The sequence below is a fragment of the Acetobacter lovaniensis genome (genome assembly GCF_014207635.1).
Classification (GTDB): Bacteria; Pseudomonadota; Alphaproteobacteria; order Acetobacterales; family Acetobacteraceae; genus Acetobacter; species Acetobacter lovaniensis.
This window is the reverse complement of record NZ_JACHIE010000021.1, coordinates 22,331-41,139: the sequence shown is the minus strand read 5'-3', so window position 1 is coordinate 41,139 and position 18,809 is coordinate 22,331. Positions and strand designations below refer to the sequence as shown.

The 18,809-nt window shown below is 53.4% G+C and carries 16 protein-coding genes and 2 pseudogenes; 15 read left to right on the top strand and 3 right to left on the bottom strand.

The annotated features are described in order from the left end of the window. The 4 genes from HNR55_RS16810 to HNR55_RS15145 all read left to right on the top strand — a co-directional run. The coding region (locus HNR55_RS16810) for a hypothetical protein (RefSeq protein ID WP_221441743.1) at positions 1-181 on the top strand (181 nt) is incomplete at its 5' end. Between the two features lie 324 nt (positions 182-505). Beyond that, the gene (locus HNR55_RS15155; RefSeq protein WP_231111048.1) at positions 506-730 is read left to right on the top strand and encodes an antitoxin; all 225 of its coding nucleotides are present in this window, start codon (positions 506-508) and stop codon (positions 728-730) included. Positions 731-745: 15 nt separating this feature from the next. Next, entirely contained in the window at positions 746-1,135 is a 390-nt protein-coding gene (locus HNR55_RS15150) for a type II toxin-antitoxin system VapC family toxin (protein WP_166116746.1), read from the top strand. Positions 1,136-1,265: 130 nt separating this feature from the next. Continuing rightward, positions 1,266-2,294 carry a hypothetical protein gene (locus HNR55_RS15145; RefSeq protein ID WP_242005634.1) on the top strand — a complete coding sequence of 343 codons (1,029 nt, stop codon included), beginning with the start codon at positions 1,266-1,268 and terminating at the stop codon, positions 2,292-2,294. A 52-nt stretch (positions 2,295-2,346) separates the two neighbouring features. Here HNR55_RS15145 and HNR55_RS15140 read toward each other — a convergent pair. Both HNR55_RS15140 and HNR55_RS17325 read right to left on the bottom strand, forming a co-directional pair. Then, positions 2,347-2,490 (bottom strand): annotated as a pseudogene (locus tag HNR55_RS15140) (IS5/IS1182 family transposase); the annotation flags it as partial. Positions 2,491-2,946: 456 nt separating this feature from the next. After that, on the bottom strand, positions 2,947-3,270 hold the full coding sequence (locus HNR55_RS17325) for a hypothetical protein (protein ID WP_373318159.1): 324 nt from the start codon (positions 3,268-3,270) through the stop codon (positions 2,947-2,949). A 15-nt stretch (positions 3,271-3,285) separates the two neighbouring features. Here HNR55_RS17325 and HNR55_RS15135 point away from each other — a divergent pair. From HNR55_RS15135 to HNR55_RS15085, 11 genes and pseudogenes are all read left to right on the top strand, one after another. Further along, a pseudogene (locus HNR55_RS15135) lies at positions 3,286-3,428 on the top strand (IS5/IS1182 family transposase); the annotation flags it as partial. Between the two features lie 70 nt (positions 3,429-3,498). Next, positions 3,499-4,586, top strand: a protein-coding gene (locus HNR55_RS15130; protein ID WP_166116744.1) for an IS3 family transposase whose coding sequence is annotated in 2 segments (ribosomal slippage) — positions 3,499-3,751 and positions 3,751-4,586 — 1,089 coding nt in all. Because the reading frame shifts where the segments join, the coding sequence is not laid out codon by codon here. A 41-nt stretch (positions 4,587-4,627) separates the two neighbouring features. After that, the gene (locus tag HNR55_RS15125) at positions 4,628-8,329 is read left to right on the top strand and encodes a nitrate reductase subunit alpha (protein ID WP_165993181.1); all 3,702 of its coding nucleotides are present in this window, start codon (positions 4,628-4,630) and stop codon (positions 8,327-8,329) included. 52 nt (positions 8,330-8,381) lie between these two features. Further along, positions 8,382-9,914, top strand: a complete 1,533-nt coding sequence (gene narH, locus HNR55_RS15120) for a nitrate reductase subunit beta (protein ID WP_035366585.1) — start codon at positions 8,382-8,384, stop codon at positions 9,912-9,914. 2 nt (positions 9,915-9,916) lie between these two features. Beyond that, positions 9,917-10,612 carry a nitrate reductase molybdenum cofactor assembly chaperone gene (narJ, locus tag HNR55_RS15115; protein ID WP_003631022.1) on the top strand — a complete coding sequence of 232 codons (696 nt, stop codon included), beginning with the start codon at positions 9,917-9,919 and terminating at the stop codon, positions 10,610-10,612. After that, positions 10,609-11,313: a respiratory nitrate reductase subunit gamma gene (gene narI, locus HNR55_RS15110; RefSeq protein ID WP_035366587.1), complete on the top strand. Its 705-nt coding sequence runs from the start codon at positions 10,609-10,611 to the stop codon at positions 11,311-11,313. The genes narJ and narI overlap by 4 nt, the downstream gene beginning before the upstream one ends. 9 nt (positions 11,314-11,322) lie before the next feature. Then, entirely contained in the window at positions 11,323-12,177 is an 855-nt protein-coding gene (locus HNR55_RS15105) for a peptidylprolyl isomerase (protein WP_080587132.1), read from the top strand. 50 nt (positions 12,178-12,227) lie between these two features. Then, positions 12,228-12,713 (top strand): HPP family protein, encoded by a 486-nt coding sequence (locus tag HNR55_RS15100; protein WP_050923578.1) that lies wholly within the window; start codon positions 12,228-12,230, stop codon positions 12,711-12,713. 249 nt (positions 12,714-12,962) lie between these two features. Beyond that, positions 12,963-14,486: an IS21 family transposase gene (gene istA, locus HNR55_RS15095; RefSeq protein ID WP_035366403.1), complete on the top strand. Its 1,524-nt coding sequence runs from the start codon at positions 12,963-12,965 to the stop codon at positions 14,484-14,486. Further along, positions 14,476-15,255, top strand: a complete 780-nt coding sequence (gene istB, locus HNR55_RS15090) for an IS21-like element helper ATPase IstB (protein ID WP_166116742.1) — start codon at positions 14,476-14,478, stop codon at positions 15,253-15,255. The genes istA and istB overlap by 11 nt, the downstream gene beginning before the upstream one ends. A 164-nt stretch (positions 15,256-15,419) precedes the next feature. After that, a complete protein-coding gene (locus HNR55_RS15085) occupies positions 15,420-17,033 on the top strand; it encodes an ISL3 family transposase (protein WP_166116721.1) in 1,614 nt (537 codons plus the stop codon). Positions 17,034-17,074: 41 nt separating this feature from the next. On the opposite strand, the gene HNR55_RS15080 is transcribed toward HNR55_RS15085, so the two are convergent. After that, positions 17,075-18,715 carry a hypothetical protein gene (locus tag HNR55_RS15080; RefSeq protein ID WP_166116740.1) on the bottom strand — a complete coding sequence of 547 codons (1,641 nt, stop codon included), beginning with the start codon at positions 18,713-18,715 and terminating at the stop codon, positions 17,075-17,077. Positions 18,716-18,809: the final 94 nt, after the last annotated feature.

The window sequence follows — 18,809 nt, the reverse complement described above, 5'->3', positions numbered from 1 at the left end:
CAGACCGGATGCCATCGCAAAAACCGTCAATCAAATCGCCAAAAGCCAGAAATTACCCGCCAAGCACATCAATCAACGGTTCTTCGATCCCTCCACCTTCCGCTTCCCCCTCCAGAGCCGACATGGAGTGAGTCCTCGGCGTGAAATAAGCCCGACTAAGAACGGGCTTATTTTAACCTAATTAGAGGACTCGTTTTAACCCGAATAAGGACATTTTCGCGGGGTTGAACGGCGCGAAAACGGGGATTCTCCTAATTGAGGAATTTCGACAAACAGGTTGAAAAACTGGCGCGCAAGTTATGTCCGACAAGGGAACTTATCGGACATAATAACGGGGGAGGGGGCAGAAAACGGAAAAACAGTTATTTTTGAAGTTAGTGGCCAGTTAAGGTAAATCATAATGCCGTTTCCAAACGGCCCTTGCATCTATTTATAGTAAAATGGTATTTATCGCGATACATACCATTCTGCGAGGTCCACCATGTCAGAGACTGCCAAAATTTTCATGACCGGTCGCAGCCAGGCGGTTCGCCTTCCCGCCGCCTATCGGTTCAATACGGCCGAAGTCAGCATCCGGCGTGATCCACAAACGGGAGATGTCATCCTCTCAGCCCGGCCCACAGATTGGAACGAGGCATTCTCGGCTATCCGGCATAGCCGGGGCGCAGAGTTGTTTCCGGCTGGCCGGGACCAGAATGAGCAGACACGCGATCCTTTTCCCGGGTTTTGAGCGGTGACTCTGTGGATGTTCGATACCAACACGGTCAGCGACATAGTGCGGGGAGACGAGATCGTTCTGCAACATGTTGAGCGCCTTGATCCCCGCCAGTGTTGTGTGTCAGCGGTGACCGCTGGGGAAGTTGCTTACGGGCTGGCCCGGCGCCCTGACGCTACGCGCCTACACCGTTTGACCCAGATCGTTATGGACCGTCTGGAAGTGTTACCTTGGGACTCAGAAACTGCACACCGTTATGGCCGGTTACGCGCCAGTCAGGAACGGCAGGGCCTGTCTCTGGGCCCACTTGATATGATGATCGCAGCTCACGCCCTGACCTGTAGCCTGACACTGATTACCAGTGATCAGGCTTTTACAGCCGTCAGGGGATTGGATGTGCGGAATTTCCGTGGCTCGTAACGAGCCGCAGCGTTCTACGGTCATGGCAGACGAGCAAAGGGTCGGTTTTGACACAAGGCGAGCGACTGCATATCCGTCTTCAGGTGCTCGGAAAGAAGCCGCCCCGGCTCTGGGCGATATAGCCGCTGTATTGACGCGGACAGTTCTGCGATGTGGTCAGCTCGACCAGCAGATATACAGGCATCCCTTGCGTGACGTGATCCTGTTCCGATCGCGTCTGGAGGCTGCCCGTAATTGTGCAGCCGTCGATGGTTATCTGGTCGATCCGTGGCATCTGGCTGCCGTTCTTGAAGGATTGCGTCCCCGGATCCGTGGGCAGAATGTGTTTGAACGGGGTACCGAAATTGATGCCGCCCGTGCGGCATTCACGCAATATCAGTGGCTTGCAAGACCCACAGGACTGCAAAAAGAGGCAATCGCGCAAGCGCGGGCAGTGGCCCAGTCTTTGACGCAAAGCCTAGGACCGTTTGTGGGGAGTGCCATGGCGTTCCGGCAATGGGTAGAGGCTGGAGAGAGCCGCGCTCCGTTTCGGGGCGCCCTGATGGAGGTCTGGCGTGAAGATGGCGTGTTACGCACACCCCTTCCGCTCACGGGAGCCGCGGCCTTTCGGTCAGGAACATCCTGGGGTGTCCGGACCTGGGTTCCGTGCTGGTTGCGGGCCTTAGAAGACGAAGCTGACGCCATTCGTATCATGACCCGAACGCTTGAGGCCTCGTGGCGTAATGCCCGTCTTCAGGCGGGTGGTCAGAGGCGCACCTCCCGTGCGCTCGCCGCGATCGATGTCATAGCGGCCCATCCGGTGATTTCGGCGTCAACACTCGCGGCCCGGCTTTCAATGTCGATCAAGGCGGCCTGCCAGTTACTTGAACGCTTTTTGAAGAAGGGGTTGATTGTGGAAGTCACCCATCGGTCCGCACGGCGGTTGTTTGCGCTGCAGGATATGGCGCCTCTACGGGAAACTGTGCAGCCACGAGCACAAGTGGTGCCAGGACGAAAGCGTGGCAGGCCTCCTGCGAGTGCTGCTGAAGACGATATGAATGTCGCGGATACAGAGTCGGTGCAGGATTTCAGTCCCCTTGAACGGTGGGTACCCGATTACTCCGAACTTGAGGCCGCAATGGCTATGATTGACCGTCTGATGGAGAAAACCTGTCTGTGAATGGCACGGCACAAGTCGATGACGGTAACTGATGCCGTAATCTGTGACGGCACCCGCCTTTGCTTCCGTCGGAATACGCCAGTGCCTTGCGGAACACTTCAAAATTCACAGTCCGGGGAAACGCTTCGAGCTGATCACTGAGCCCGCTCAGCCGGGCAAGCCGCTCTTCAACGTCAAAAAATCCCGCCTGCTTCATATCGCCATTCCCTCAATCAACACAGAAGAAATAGAATCATATAGAAGACCCCAAAACCAGGGGGTTTTTCGAACCCTCCACTTCTATGGCAGAAGCTCAAATCGACCCTATTAAAAAGGAATCATGGAAATAAAAGTGGAATAAACTAATTAATTCTTTTTCATAAGGCGTGAGTAATAAGTTGGCAATCTTCCTATAAAAGGAATATTGCCCGACTTTTAGTTAAACAAAATCATTATGTACTGGTAAAACATTTCGAACCTCCTCTAGTTTCAACGAATTTTATATATTAACTACAATCGTGGATTGCAAATAAAAAACCAACTAATGAAAATTATGCCCAAAAAAGCTACTAAATGAAGAAAATTTCCAGTTGGTTTTTTGTCCTGTCAGTTAGGTGATTCAGGTTTGTCAGTTAGGTCTGCCAGCTCACAATCACTGCTAGTAGTGGTGATGTCACGTTAAGTTTTTTAGTTTGAGTGTGGTTGGTTTTGAGTGGATTTCAGGCTGCGAGAATGGTCGCGGGCTTCCACTGAGCGAAAGCTTGGAGACGATGAATGTGTCGTGTGAGGGCGTTGGCGTCAGTGGCGGGTGGAACGAAGAGATTACGGACGGCAGGCTGGCACCTGATACCGCGATGGTGCCATTGGCCCCGATACGACCATTCGTATTATCAATCTGCTCCCCACTCTTCAGGTTTATGCCCTGCGTGCCGTAAATCAGCCCCGTGTTCACGGCAGAACCAGTCAGAGTTGCATTGGCCTGTTCGGCCGCTACCAATCTGCCTGTATTGAGAAGAGACGCGGCGGTCATCCGGAAATGGAAGACAACAGATGCCGCCGCCCAGTGATGGCGCGCGATTGAGAGAGGGGCTTCTGGATAAAGCCAATACGGCCTCAAGCGTCTGGGCTGATACAGTGTATCGCTCAAAAGCCAATGGTAATCCCCCCATAAAAAGAGTGACTTTTGAATGAGAATTTTCTCAGCGTAAGAATTGAGGAGATTCTGATGAAGAGTGATCGCTTTACTGACGCCCAGATCATGGGTGTGATCCGCCAGGCTGAGGGCGGTGTCCCGGTTTCTGACCTGTGCCGGGAGCATGGGATCAGCAACGCCACGTTTTACCGGTGGCGCGCGAAATATGGCGGTATGGATGCTTCGATGATCAGTCAGATGAAAGCTCTGGAAGAGGAGAACCGTCGGCTGAAGCGCATGTATGCGGATCTGAGCATGCAGACGGATATCCTGAAGGAAGCCCTTGAAAAAAAATGAAGCGGCCAGCCCAGCGCCGGGAACTAGCCGCACAGGCTGTGGCGCATCGTGGGGTCAGCATTGCGCTGGCCTGTCGGATTTTTGGGATATCCGAGACCTGCTTTCGCTATCGTCCGCGACTGGCAGCGGAGAACGACAGGATTGCCGCTCTTCTGGTGGGACTGACCCAGGCTCACAGGAGATGGGGATTTGGTCTGTGTTTCCTGTATCTGCGCAATGTGCAGGGACATATCTGGAATCATAAGCGGGTTTATCGGATCTATCGGGAACTGGAACTCAACCTGCGGATTAAACCCCGCAAGCGTCTGGTTCGCGAAAAGCCTGAAAAGCTGTCGGTTCCGGCCCTTCCCAACAGGGTCTGGTCCATGGATTTTATGGCGGACAGGCTGCTGGATGGACGTGCTTTTCGGCTCCTGAACATTCTCGATGACTTCAATCGTGAAGGACTGGCGATTGAGGTTGATTTTTCCCTGCCGGCCTGTCGGGTTGTCCGCTGTCTGGAACAGATTATGGAGTGGCGTGGCAGGCCAGAAGCCATCAGAATGGATAATGGCCCTGAATATGTCAGTCATACGTTGGTTTCATGGGCCGGAAAACAGAGGATTACCCTGATCTATACGCAACCGGGCAATCCGCAGCAGAACGCCTATATTGAACGCTACAACAGAACTGTCCGGCAGGAATGGCTGGAGCAGTATTTGTTTGAAAGCATTCAGGACGTGCAGGAGGTCGCAACACAATGGCTCTGGACATATAACCATGACAGACCCAACATGGGGAACAGCGGGCTAACCCCCGCCCAGAAACTAAAAACAGCTGCCTGAATTCTCATTCAACGCCCGACTAAAAATGGGGGGATTACCCTATGAGCCAACTCATCGACAGACTTCTCTTTTTCAAAAAATATCAAGGTAAGTTTGCGGGTGGCCATGGCGTCAATACAGATGAAAGCCGGGCATGGGAGGATACCTACCGGTCCCGGTGGGAGAGTGAGAAAATTGTCCGGTCAACGCATGGCGTGAACTGCACCGGCAGTTGCAGTTGGAAGATCTATGTTAAAAGTGGTCTGGTCACGTGGGAAACACAACAGACCGATTACCCGCGCACGCGACCAGATATGCCCAACCACGAACCACGTGGCTGCCCGCGTGGCGCAAGCTACTCATGGTATCTGTATAGCAGTAACCGTATTCGCTACCCGCTGGTGCGCAAACGGCTGGTTGAGTTGTGGCGCGAAAAACGTAAGACGCTGGATGCGGTCTCAGCTTGGGCAGCCATCCAAAACGACCCGGTCGCCCGTCAGAGTTATCAGGCACAGCGTGGGCTGGGGGGCTTTGTTCGGGTGTCTTGGGATGAGGCAAACGAACTGATTGCCGCAGCAAATATCCATACCATCAAAACATGGGGGCCTGACAGGCTTGTGGGCTTTTCGCCCATTCCAGCCATGTCTATGCTGAGTTACGCTGCCGGAACACGCTATTTAAGCCTTCTTGGCGGAACATGCCTGTCTTTTTATGACTGGTATTGTGACCTGCCTCCCGCGTCCCCTCAGACATTTGGTGACCAGACAGACGTGCCAGAAAGTCTTGACTGGTATAATTCGGGCTATCTGCTGGTCTGGGGCTCCAATGTGTCCATGACCCGCACACCCGATGCTCATTTTTATACAGAAGCACGGTATCGGGGCGCAAAAAGTGTAGTCATTGCTCCGGACTATGTTGAAGTCGCTAAATTTGCAGATTTATGGCTGCACCCTCGCCAAGGAACGGACTCTGCACTGGCATTGGCCATGGTGCATGTCATTCTTCGTGAGTTCTATCTTGAACGTCAGGTCCCTTATTTTCAGGACTATGCAACCCGGTACACAGACCTTCCATTTCTGGTGATCCTGGACCCCAGCGATGCAGGTCAGAAACCCGGCAGGCTGCTCCGCGCGGCTGATCTGGCGGATGACCGGTACCACACCACAGAAGCTGACTGGAAGCCTCTGGTTTGGGACCGGGAACAGGCCTGCCCTGCTATGCCGCGCGGGTCTGCCGGTTTTCGGTGGGAAAACGAGGGGAAATGGAACCTTGAACCATTTGATGCCGTAACAGGTGCGCCCTTAACACCGTCTCTTTCTCTGGGTGAGAGTGGAGAGATGGCCACAGTACTGTTTCCATATTTTGGTGGAGACGGGCGCTTTGGTTTGAATGAGGCCGAGCCAGTTCATGCCCGTAAGGTTCCGGTACGAAGCATAGCCTTGAAAACAGGCGAGCATGTCCAGTGCGCCACTGTTTTTGATTTAATGACCGCACATTATGGGCTTTCTGCGGACGCTACCGCGTGGCCGGATTATGAGAGTAATGTGCCCGGTACGCCCGCTTGGCAGGAGGCCATTACCGGTGTGCCGCGTGAAAGATGTATTGCTGTAGCACGCGGCTTTGCCCGAAATGCGGAAGCTACGCAGGGGCGCTCCATGGTTATTCTGGGGGCAGGCCTCAACCATTGGTACAATATGGACATGACGTACCGTGCTATTCTGAACATGCTCATGCTGTGTGGGTGCATAGGGCAGAACGGCGGCGGCTGGGCGCACTATGTGGGGCAGGAAAAGCTACGCCCATCCGCAGGGTGGGGGCCAGTCGCGTTTGCGGGGGACTGGGGCGGCCCGCCACGCCGAATGAACGGCACAAGCTTCTTCTATGCACATACAGACCAGTGGCGTTATGAGCAGTTAACACCAAGGGAGCAGCTTTCACCTCTGGCCTCGCCTGAAAAATGGCCTCAAACCGTGCTTGATTGTAACATTCAGGCTGAACGACGCGGCTGGCTGCCAAGTGCGCCACAACTTGCGGTCAATCCGTTACAGCTCGGTCAAAAAGCCGCTCAAAGTGGGCAGGATCCTGCAACATATGTGAAGGACGCTCTTGTATCCGGTTCCATCAAGCTGGCTTGTGAAGACCCCGATGCACCGGAGAACTGGCCGCGTAACATGTTTGTCTGGCGGTCAAACTTGCTAGGTGCCAGCGGCAAAGGACATGAATATTTCATGAAGCACCTGTTGGGCGCGCCTAACAATGTCATGAACGAGGATAGTGACCAGAGGCCGGATTTTGCAAAATGGCATGATAAGGCTCCAGAAGGAAAACTGGACCTTCTGACAACTATTGATTTCCGCATGAGCACAACAGCAATGTTCAGCGATGTCGTTTTGCCAACCGCAACATGGTATGAAAAATCAGACCTGAATACGTCTGACATGCACACGTTTATTCATCCGCTGCAGGCTGCTGTTGACCCGGCATGGGAAGCCCGCACGGACTGGAGCATTTTCCGTGGTTTGGCTGAGACGTTCCAACGGTTGGCAAAAGGCCAGTTGGAGAGTGAAACAGATGTTGTTCTGTCACCCTTGCAAAAAGACACACCAGCCGAGCTGGCGCAGCCTTATGGTGACGAGATCTGGCGGTCAGAGCACCCGATAGCTGGTGTACCGGGCAAGACAATGCCCCAGATTGCTATTGTGCCAAGACGTTATGATGAGGTCTATGATCGCTACATTACGTTAGGTCCGGGTTTGGAAAAGAAGGGGAACGCAGACCACGGGTTACAGTGGGATACAACAGCAGAGATACAGGAACTTAAGCAGACACATCCGTCAGTCTCAGTGAAATATCCCGAGAGGTCTTCTCTTTTTCAGGATACCGATGCGGTTGAGACGGTACTTATGCTGGCACCGGAAACAAATGGTGCAGTTTCAGCCAGAAGCTGGAAGTCTCTTTCAGACAAAACCGGGCGTGACCTTTCTCACCGTCTGGGCGGAAGAGACGGTGACCGGATTACATTTGCAGATATCATTACACAGCCTCGGCAGGTCATAAACTCGCCGGTATGGAGCGGTGTCTCGTCAACGCAGGAAGCCTACACCGCTAACTGGCTGAATGTGCACGAATATGTACCATGGCGTACATTAACAGGTCGGCTTCAGTTTTATCAGGATCACCCTTGGCTCCGTGACTTTGGGGAAACCTTTGCCACATACAAGCCACCTATTGAAACACACTCAACGCCAGAGGCCTTAGGGGCTGCGCATGATAACGGAAACCCGGTTATCCCGCTGAATTTCCTGACCCCTCATCAAAAGTGGGGCATCCATAGCACCTATGCTGAAAACCTGATTATGTTGACACTTGGTCGTGGTGGCCCGGTTGTCTGGATTAGTGAGGATGACGCAACACGGCTCAAGATTGTCGATAATGACTGGGTAGAAGCTTTTAACTGTAACGGGACATTGGTGGCGCGTGCTGTTGTCAGCCAGCGTATTCCGTCTGGTGCAGCGTTTATGTACCATGCGGCCGAGCGCACCGCCAATGTGCCGGGTAGTGAAATTACTGGCAAGCGTGCCGGTATTCATAATTCAGTGACGCGTGTTGTCATGAAACCCACCCATATGGTGGGTGGGTATGCACATCTTTCATGGTCATTCAATTATTACGGGCCGGTTGGGTCTAATCGTGATGAATTTATTTTCTTACGTAAAATGAACGATGTGAACTGGTTTGACACCACCGAAAAAGGGAAGGGATGAAGATGATTTTGAGTAATTTTCCTGCTTCTCCCTGCATTATAGGTAAGTAACCGTGAAGATACGTGCGCAGATAGGTAAGGTTCTTAATCTCGATAAATGCATCGGGTGTCATACATGCAGTGTGACGTGCAAACAGGTCTGGACCAACCGTGACGGTGTTGAATACGCATGGTTTAACAATGTCGAAAGTAAACCCGGTGTCGGTTTTCCGCAGCAGTGGGAAAATCAGGAACTGTGGCATGGCGGCTGGCAGTTGGGAAAGGGAGAGTCACTCCGCCCTAAAATTGGTGGAAAATGGCGTATTCTTTCGAAAATTTTTGCAAACCCAAACCTGCCCCAACTTGACGATTATTATGAACCATTTGATTTTGATTACGCTGCATTGCAGAACGAAAAAAGCGAGCAGGTTGTTACGTCTGTCCGGCCGTATTCCCGTATTACCGGGCAGGTCATGGATAAAATTGAACGAGGCCCGAACTGGGAAGAGTCTCTGGGCACAGAATTTAAACATCGTTCCAAAGACTATAATTTCCGTGATGTAGAAAAAGAAATATATGGAAAGTTCGAAAATAGCTTTCTGATGTTTCTCCCGCGACTGTGTGAACACTGCCTTAACCCGACTTGTGTTGCATCATGCCCATCAGGTGCTATTTATAAAAGGGAAGAAGACGGCATTGTTCTGGTTGATCAGGAAAAATGTCGTGGGTGGCGCATGTGTGTCAGCGGTTGCCCTTACAAGAAAATTTATTACAATTGGCACACAGGAAAATCAGAAAAATGTGTGTTCTGCTACCCCCGTATAGAAAGTGGCCAGCCTACCGTCTGCTCTGAAACCTGTGTGGGGCGTATCCGCTATCTTGGCGTCATGCTGTATGATGCCGACAAAATTGAAACCGCTGCGGCTACAACAAACCCTGAAGATGCGTATGAGCAGCAGCTCGACCTTTTTCTGGACCCACACGACCCGGCAGTGGTTGAGCAGGCACGTCGGGACGGCATACCTGACGCATGGATTGACGCGGCCCAACGCTCGCCAGTGTACCGTATGATCAAGGAATGGAAAATCGCCTTTCCGCTCCATCCTGAATACCGCACCCTGCCTATGGTTTGGTACATCCCGCCCTTGTCGCCCATTCAGGAAGCAGCTTCTGCTGGTAGTCTGGAAACCCTGAATGGTATTCCAGATATCAACAGCCTACGTATACCGGTCCAATATCTGGCTAATATGCTCACTGCGGGGGATGAAGCGCCCGTCAAAGCGGCTCTTAACCGGCTGCTGGCGCTCCGGGCCTATATGCGCCGTTTCCAGATTGAGAATGTACGTGACGCCTCTCTCTTGCAGGGGGCAGGGCTGTCAGAGCAGCAAATTCAGGACATGTACCGTCTTCTGGCTATTGCGAATTATGAAGATCGCTTCGTTGTGCCAACCGCGCATAAAGAAGATGCAGAAGACCCTTACCATCAGCGCGGCATCGCGGGTTTTCATTTTAATCAGAGCACAACCTCCGGGAAAAGCCGCTTCAGCCTATGGGGGCAGCAGGGTGTAAGACCGGAAATTCGTCGTCATACGGTGAAAGGGGGATAACAATGTCTCAGTCTCTGTCATTCCTCTGTCAGTTAAGCGCTATTTTTCTTCGGTACCCTGATGAACTTATAAAGCAGGAAAGTGTAGAATTAGGCACGCTGATTTCGCTTTCCAGTCTCTCTATAGAACAGAAAAAAGCTTTCGAAGAAATCAGGATTTTTCTTGAAAAAACACCACTTCTGGATGCGCAAAGCCAGTATGTGCAGCTTTTCGATATGTCCCCCTCCTTATCACTCTACCTTTTCCAGCATGTGCATGGGGATTCCCGTATGCGCGGGCAGGCAATGGTGGATCTGTTAGAGGAATATCGTTCTGCCGGTCTGGATTTGCAGGGGAACGAGTTACCAGACTTTCTTCCCGCCTATCTAGAGTATGCGTCTGTGTGTGACCCTCAGAAAACACAGGAGCTTCTGACAGAAATAGTGGATATTCTTGCAGTTCTGAACAGAAGACTTCAAGAAAGGCGGTCTATATATTCTGGTATTTTCCAAATTTTACAGGAAGAATCCAAACGCCTTCCTGACAAAGAAGTCGTGCACGCGCATTTAAGAGACACAGCCGTGATGGATGATCCCGCAACCCTTGATATGCGGTATGAAGAAAAACCTGTCACGTTCGATCATGCCTCCTCACCTGCGGCATGTAGCGCAGCGTGTGCTGGCTATTCAGGCAAGGATCATGGGAAGGCAAGAGCATGAACTGGGTCGAGTACTTTCTGTTCCAAATCTATCCGTATCTATGTTTGTCGGTCTTTGTCATCGGGTGTTGGGCGCGGTTCGATAGAAGCCAGTTTTCATGGCGCGCTGAGTCGAGTGAGTTCCTTGAAAGAAAAACCCTGAAGTGGGCCAGTAATAGCTTCCACGTTGGTGTGCTGGGGTTGATGATGGGCCATGCTGCGGGGCTTCTGACCCCGCCCCAACTGACTGAGATGCTGGGCCTGAGTGCTCACGCCCACCAGTTGCTGGCTGTCGGTGCCGGAAGTGTGTTTGCAGTGTTCGCTGCTGTTGGTGGCGCAGGGCTTATTTACCGCCGTGTCTTTAACAAGCGCGTCAAGGCCACCAGCCGCCCAACTGACCTATTCATTCTTCTGTTTGTCTATGCGCAACTCTGGCTCGGAATTCTTGGGTTGCCACACTCCATGATGCATTCAGATGGGCACACAATGGAAATATTAGGGGAATGGTGCCGGGGTGTTCTGACATTCCGGTCAGGCCTGCCAAATCTGCTCACCACTATCCCGTGGGTTTACAAGCTACATCTGGTAACCGGTATGACGTTGTTTCTGCTAACGCCGTTTACCCGGTTGGTGCATGTTATCTCTGCTCCTATCTGGTACGTTTTTCGGCCGGGGTGGCAGATTGTCCGCCAGAATCACCATGTCGCTAATGATGAGACGTGAGCCCCGAACATGATGAGTTCTCCCAATCAAACCGGTCACACAATTTTTGTAAATGACACCGCTATTTCATTGGAGGATGTTCAGGCAGAAATGCCGCACCACAAAACAGCGTCTCTTCAGGCACAGTGGAATGATGCCGCAAGAGCGCTGGTGGTAAAAACACTCCTGCTTGATGAAGCCCGGAAAAAGCTCGACACTAAGAGCGGAGACAGTTTGACCGATGAAGCGCTCATTCAGGCTTTGCTAGAGCGGGAGGTCGAGGTGCCAACGCCAACGGATGATGAGCTTGAGCGCTGGAGTGCTTCCAATATTGCCCATATGCAGGCTGGTCCCGCCATGCATGTGCGGCATATTTTGGTATATGCAGATAAATCTATGCCGGGTTCAGTGGAAACAGCGCAAAAAAGAGCGCAAGAGTTTCTGGATCACCTGAAAAATAACGCCACAGATTTTGAACAAGTAGCAGCACGTTATTCAGAGTGTCCTTCCTCCAGTAGAGGGGGGGATTTAGGCATAATGCAAGAGCAAGATCTTTTGCCAGAGTTCAGAAAAGCCCTTCAAACTGTCCAAGAAGGTGAATTCTATGATGGTCTGATAGAAACACGATATGGCGTGCATATTGTGCAGCTTTTAAAAAAGTTTCCTGCTGAGCTAAAAGTCGAAGCTTTAAATAAAGAAGAAAAACAGCGCATTCGGATTTTCCTTGAAGATAATAGTTGGAAGCAGGGCGTGCAGAACTACATTGCTATGCTTGCCTCTAAAGCGCGAATTAAAGGGTTTGACTTGTTTTCTGGCACAACAGCGCAGGCATCCAGCACCGGTTGGCCCGATGGAGGAAACTGCACAGGGAAAAAACCTTCCTGACAGTATAACAATACTTTCTATCTTGCGGGCTAAACAATCTGAGGGCTTTTATGATTTTGGAAATAATTTTTAAAACATTTGCCGTTCTGGTCTCTACAGGCGTCATGGGGGCATTAGCGTATTTTACGCATTACCCATTGCTTTTTCCTAGTTTGGGGCCAACTATTTTTATGCATATTGTTACGCCACAACAGGACGCTTCAAGAGTTTGGAACACACTGGCAGGGCATGCAATCGGGATCATTGCTGCGGTGTTCTCTTTGTGGATATTTGACGCTTTGGCAGCCCCCGCTGCTATGAGTATTGACCACATTACTTGGAACCGTATGGCTGCGAGTGTCCTGGCGATATCCCTGACAGTCTTGGGGCAGGGCCTTTGTAAAGCAAATCATCCTCCCGCAGCAGCAACAACATTATTGCTGAGCTTGGGCGGATTTCATTCAGATATAAAAACTATTAGCGTAATATGTATAGGTGTTATTATTTCGACTACCGTTTCTGAAGTTTTTCAAAAATTTATGGCATATAAAAAATAAGAAAAATTTTTACAGCTTAATAGGATTACTTAATTACAGTCAGGGCACCCGGCACAAAAAGCGCCGGGTGTTTTTTGTTTAATTCGCAATTTTGTTTGCGATGACAGGCACGAATGTTTTGTCAGGAACAACAACATGTTGATTTTCACTGAGAACTGACCCGGGTAGGGCGGAAATTTTCATCGAGATTTGACCCATGCCTTCACACTCCCCGGCATCATTTTCTGGGGGGTTTTTGGAGTGATTGACATGGAGCTTCTGAGTGTGATCCGCCGGTGGCATCGCCGGGATCATCTTCCGATCCGCGAGATCGAACGCCGGACGGGACTGTCACGCAATACGATCCGGAAATATCTCCGGGCAGAGAGCATTGAACCGCGGTTCCAGGTTCCCGAACGTCCCAGCCGACTGGACCCGTTTGCTGACAAATTGAGGGGATGGCTGGTTCTGGAAGCCGCCCGATCCCGCAAGAACCGGCGCACGGCGCGACGGTTGTATGAAGACCTTGTGGCACTGGGTTATGATGGATCCTACGGACGGGTGGCTGCTTTCATCCGGCAGTGGAAACACGAACAGCACCAGGCACGCCAGACAACGGGCCGGGGTGTTTTCGTGCCCCTGTGCTTCCAGCCCGGGGAAGCCTTCCAGTTTGACTGGGGCGAGGACTGGGCGGTGATTGCCGACCGTCGCGTCAAGCTGCAGGTTGCCCACACCAAACTGTCCTTCAGCCGGGCCTTCATACTCAGGGCCTATCCCCTACAGACCCACGAGATGCTTTTTGATGCGCTTACCGAGGCCTTCCGCGTGCTCGGTGGCGTGCCGCGGCGGGGTATTTTTGATAACATGAAGACGGCCGTGGACCGGATTGGGTCGGGCAAGGCGCGTCAGGTCAACCTGCGCTTCATGGCCCTGGCCAGCCATTACCTGTTCGAGCCGACCTTCTGCAATCCGGCAGCCGGATGGGAGAAAGGGCAGATCGAGAAGACCGTGCAGGATGCCCGGCGCCAGATCTGGCAGGATTTGCCCGCCTTTCCCGATCTGGGGGCGCTGAATGCCTGGCTGGAAGCCCGCTGCCTGGACCGTTGGGAACGGCTGCGGCATGCTGGATTGCCGTGTAGCGTCTCCGAGGTCCATGCAAGCGAACGTCCCCACCTCATGGTGCCGGGGCGTCCCTTTGACGGGTTTGTCGAACAGACCAAGCGCGTCTCACCAACCTGCCTGATCCAGTTCGAAGGCAACCGCTACAGCGTGCCGGCCTCCTTTGCCAATCGTCCGGTCAGCCTGCGGGTTTATCCTGACAAGCTGCGCATTATCGCCGAAGGGCAGGTTCTGTGCGTGCATGACCGGATCATCACGCGTTCGCATGGTGTGCCAGGCCGCACGGTTTATGACTGGCGGCATTATCTGGCGGTCATCCAGCGCAAACCGGGCGCCCTGCGCAATGGCGCACCGTTTACCGAATTGCCAGCCGCCTTCCGGACCCTGCAGGATCAACTGCTCAGGCGGCCTGGAGGCGACCGGGAAATGGCTGAAATCCTGGCCCTGGTGCTGCAGCATGATGAGCAGGCCGTCCTCTGCGCGGTTGAACTGGCTCTTGAAGATGGCGTGGCGACCAAGACCCATGTTCTCAATACGCTGCATCGCCTGATTGATGCCAAAAGAACCGTGGTTCTCCGGCTTGATGCTCCACAGGCCCTGGTGCTCGAACACGAACCGTGCGCCGATACAGGGCGCTATGATATCCTGCGTGGGGACAGTCGCCATGCGTCATGATCCTGCCGCCGCCTCACTTGTCGTCATGCTCCGTGGACTGCGGATGTATGGCATGGCCCAGGCCACGGCTGACCTCATTGAGCAGGGCGCGCCCGCCTTCGGGGCGGCCATCCCCATTCTCTCGCAGCTTCTGAAGGCGGAACTGGCCGAACGCGAAGTGCGCTCCATCGCCTACCAGACAAAGATAGCCCGGTTCCCCGCCTACAAGGACCTGTCTGGGTTCTCCTTTGCCGACACCCAGGTCAACGAGCCCATGGTCCGCCAGCTTCATGGCGGGGACTTCATCGAGCGTGCCGAAAATGTCGTGCTGATCGGCGGCCCGGGAACCGGGAAAACCCACCTGGCGACCGCCCTGGCCATCCAGGCGATTACCCATCACCGCAAGAAGGCGCGCTTCTGGTCAACGGTCGACCTGGTCAATGCTCTTGAACAGGAGAAGACTGCCAATCGGGCCGGGCAGATTGCCGACAGGCTGCTCCGCCTGGATCTCGTGATCCTTGATGAACTCGGTTATCTCCCCTTCAGCGCGTCTGGGGGCGCCCTGCTGTTCCATCTGCTCAGCCGCCTCTATGAGCGCACCAGTGTCATCATCACAACCAATCTGAGCTTCAGTGAATGGGGAGACGTCTTTGGTGACCCGAAGATGACGACGGCGCTCCTCGATCGGCTGACCCATCACTGTCATATCCTCGAGACAGGAAATGACAGCTACAGGTTCCGCGCCAGCACCGCCGCGTCAAAAAACAGGAAGGATAAATCCTCTTCTTGACCGCCCGCCCGACTATGCCTGAAATAGCATCTGGCTGGGTCAATTCCTGATGAAAAACCCGGGTCAGTTCTCGGTTCTTCCGTACTTTTCGTGATGGGTATCTTGTACTGAGGTTCCGGAACTGGGAAATCCAGAAAGTCGTTCACTTTCATGGATATTCCCCAGTGTCACGCCTTCGGTCTCTTGATCTTCCCCGTTCCCTCGTCGTTCGTCGTGTTGTTGCACTGGATAACAGAGTGGAGATCGAAGTCGGTCTGCGAAAACGGAGTGCAGTGTGTCCGGACTGTCAGTGCCCGACACAACGCATTCACAGTTTCTATCAGAGAAAACTCGCGGATCTTCCATGGCAGGGCCGTCCAGCCACGCTGATCGTTTCTGTGCCGCGCTTTTTCTGCCAGACGATGCTTTGTCCACGTCGGACGTTTGTCATGCCCCTTGAGGGGATAACCGTGCGTCATGGCAGACAGACCACACGTCTTGCCGATCTTCATTATTATATCGCCCACACCCTGGGCGGTTCCGCTGGAGCACGAATGACCGTGCGCCTGTGTTGCCCCATCAGCGCGGATACTCTTGTCCGCCGTCTTCTCTCACGTGTGCAGAACACCACAAAAGGCACGGCCCTTACACGTGTGGTGGGGGTGGATGACTGGGCATGGCGGCGGGGACATCACTATGGAACGATTGTGGTCGATCTTGAGAAAAATGATGTCATGGACCTCCTGCCAGATCGGGACGCTGATACCCTTGCCCGATGGCTGCAGGTCCACCCCGGTATTGAAATCATTGCCAGAGACCGTGCCGGTACTTATGCAGACGGATGCCGCAGAGGCGCACCATCCGCTCTTCAGGTGACAGACCGCTGGCATCTGCTGAAGAACCTGTCAGACGCTTTTGTCAGCATTCTGGACCGTTTTACGACGACTGTCAGGACCCTGACACGACAGATGAACGTATCAACGGTCGTAAGCAAAATATCTGAAACAATCAGAGCGCATCCAGAAGAGGCGCAGGCGGTCGTCAGGTCAGCCTCTGGGGAACGGCGTGACATTCTTTTCAAGGAAGCTCTTGCCCTGAAAGCAGCGGGACACAGCATTCAGGCTATCGCCACAACGATCGGGGTAGAGAGAAAAACCGTGCGGCGCTGGTTTCAGCGGGGCCATGCACCACCATGGAAAAGAACGGTTCCGTCACGCAGCATACTCGTGCCTTACACAGCCCACCTGGAAAAGAGATGGTCCGAAGGATGTCGCAATAGTCGTCAACTATGGCGGGAACTCCTGGAGCAGGGCTTTGCAGGACAATATGGCACCGTCTGGAAATGGGTGGCGACGCGACAGGGATGTTCCGCGAAACCCGTTCCTTCCGCGCATGTCGTTGCACCTCGGGGACGCAGACTTGCGCGGCTTCTCCTCGCAGAGGATCCGTTATCTGCCGGACAGGAGGGACTGCTGGTTCCTGCCCTTCTGGAAGCTGAACCGCACCTTGCCGTCACACTCTGCTGGCTCAGGAAAATGCAGACCCTGCTCTGTAAAAGGGGTGACACCTGCACGGGAGGCGATCTGAAGGCTCTGCTGGAAGAAGGAAAGACGACGCTGCTGTCACGTCTGATTCCCGCGCTTGAACGGGATGCGGCTGCCATTGAAGCGTCTCTTGTCACACCTTGGACAACCAGCCCGGTTGAAGGACAGATCAGCCGACTGAAAATGATCAAGCGAACCATGTTCGGAAGAGCAGGCTTCGAACTCCTCAGGGCGCGTGTCCTTCAGCCCGCATAATCAAAAAACATCATCACGAAAAGTACGGAAGAACCCAGTTCTCAGTGAAAATCAACAGCCTGCTGGAATGCTGCCCGATTTTTTGCGTTCCCAAGAGCTGCCGCTATCAGCCCCCATGTCTCCACCGGCTCCACGTTCCCGTCGCCATCAGCCTCAGGGTCACCTGCCTGCCTTGAATTGGCGATGAGGTCACTGATCGTCCTGAAATACGCCATCTCGTCATGGCGGCCATTGGCCTCCTTGAGCGGTAATTCCTTGCTGACGTTTTCGACCGCCCTGTTGTTGGAGGACGCGACAACGATTTCATGCCCCTTTAATGAGTCATGAAGCCGGTAAAAGTGGAGAAAGCTATTCGAACCGAACGCCTGTTTCTCACCCGTTGTGGAAAACGCATCCTGCGGGTCCTTAAAGCCAGCCATGGCTGTTACCCGGTCAAGAACGCAGCTGACAACGACATCCCGAAGCAAGGTGGTCTTGCCGGTCCCAGGCGGACCATTGATCCCCATAATACCCGCCCCGCCACCCAGTTCGGCCCGAGCTGTATTCACGGCCGCCTGCTGCAGCAGAACCAGAGGATGCCCACCAGAAGATGGCCAGCGGGCCTGAGGCATCAGCGCTGGCGCGACCACGGGCTCGATACGCGCAACCGGCGAGAGCACATCCACTTTGTCGGCCGGGCGCGAGCACCCAAGATAACGGAGAAGCCCTGACCCTGCCCCATTATCAGCAATGAGTCGTGCAGCTTTCGTCAGGTCTTCAAGGTAGAAGGAATTGAGTAAAGACGGCTCGGGCGCATTCTTTGCCTTGAAATGATGAAAAATCTTCACCGCGAAGGTCGGCGGCTCGACCAGATGCTCCGGGATACCAAATTGCACCACAAGCCAGCGAAAGGCCTTGTTCAGAAGCTCAAGGTCGACAGGAACCGGGTTACCTTCAGGATCACGACGTCTAACAATCTTTTCAAGACGATCACAGATCCGCTGCTCAATGCTCGGCCATACACCCAAGCCGCCGAGTTTCAGTTCCAGTGCCGGCCTTAACGCCCATGCAAAGCTCGAAACCGCAACACCATTCTGCTCAAGAACAAAACCATCATTATCAATCAGGATGGAGCCAATGGCTACGCGCGTCCCCTCTGGTCGCGACGTCTCTTCATCTGCACCGAAAACATTTACAAGGGCCTCTGTTGCCTTGTCGAGCAGAATAGCACCCAGAACGACCTCGAAATACAGCCGTGTGTTGGGCTTACTGCGCGCGCCAGTCCTCCACGGAACACCCCGCTGAAACAACGCAACGCGCGATCTGTCACCAGATGCCATATCCTCAGGCCTCTTGTAACTTTGGGGCGAAAGGGCTTCCAGAGCGGTCCATGCAGCGAGGATCGCCTGATGCGCATTCTTCTTGCCGGTGTGCTCAAAAACCGGAAGGGGGCCAAGGTCAAGAAACCCATCTGAAGGATCATCCTGTCCAGACGACACGCTCTGCACGTTGGAGGACATTCTGGACATCGTTCTACTCGTATGGAAGGAGGGCGACGTGCGCATCTCCGCGAGGCCCGCGGTTTCTACGACTGTATGGCCAGTCAGGTTTGCCACCGCTTCCTTTACCCTGGTCTCCAGCGCCCGCGCCTTCGCGGTATTACGGAACTGCATTTCATAAGACAGTCGCGCAAGTTCACCCATATCCGTAATCGACTGCTCAAGGAGCGTGCCAAGTTCAACAATCGTTTTTTGTGAATACGGTCTTTCCCGCATAGCCCTTAACACCTTATCCTGC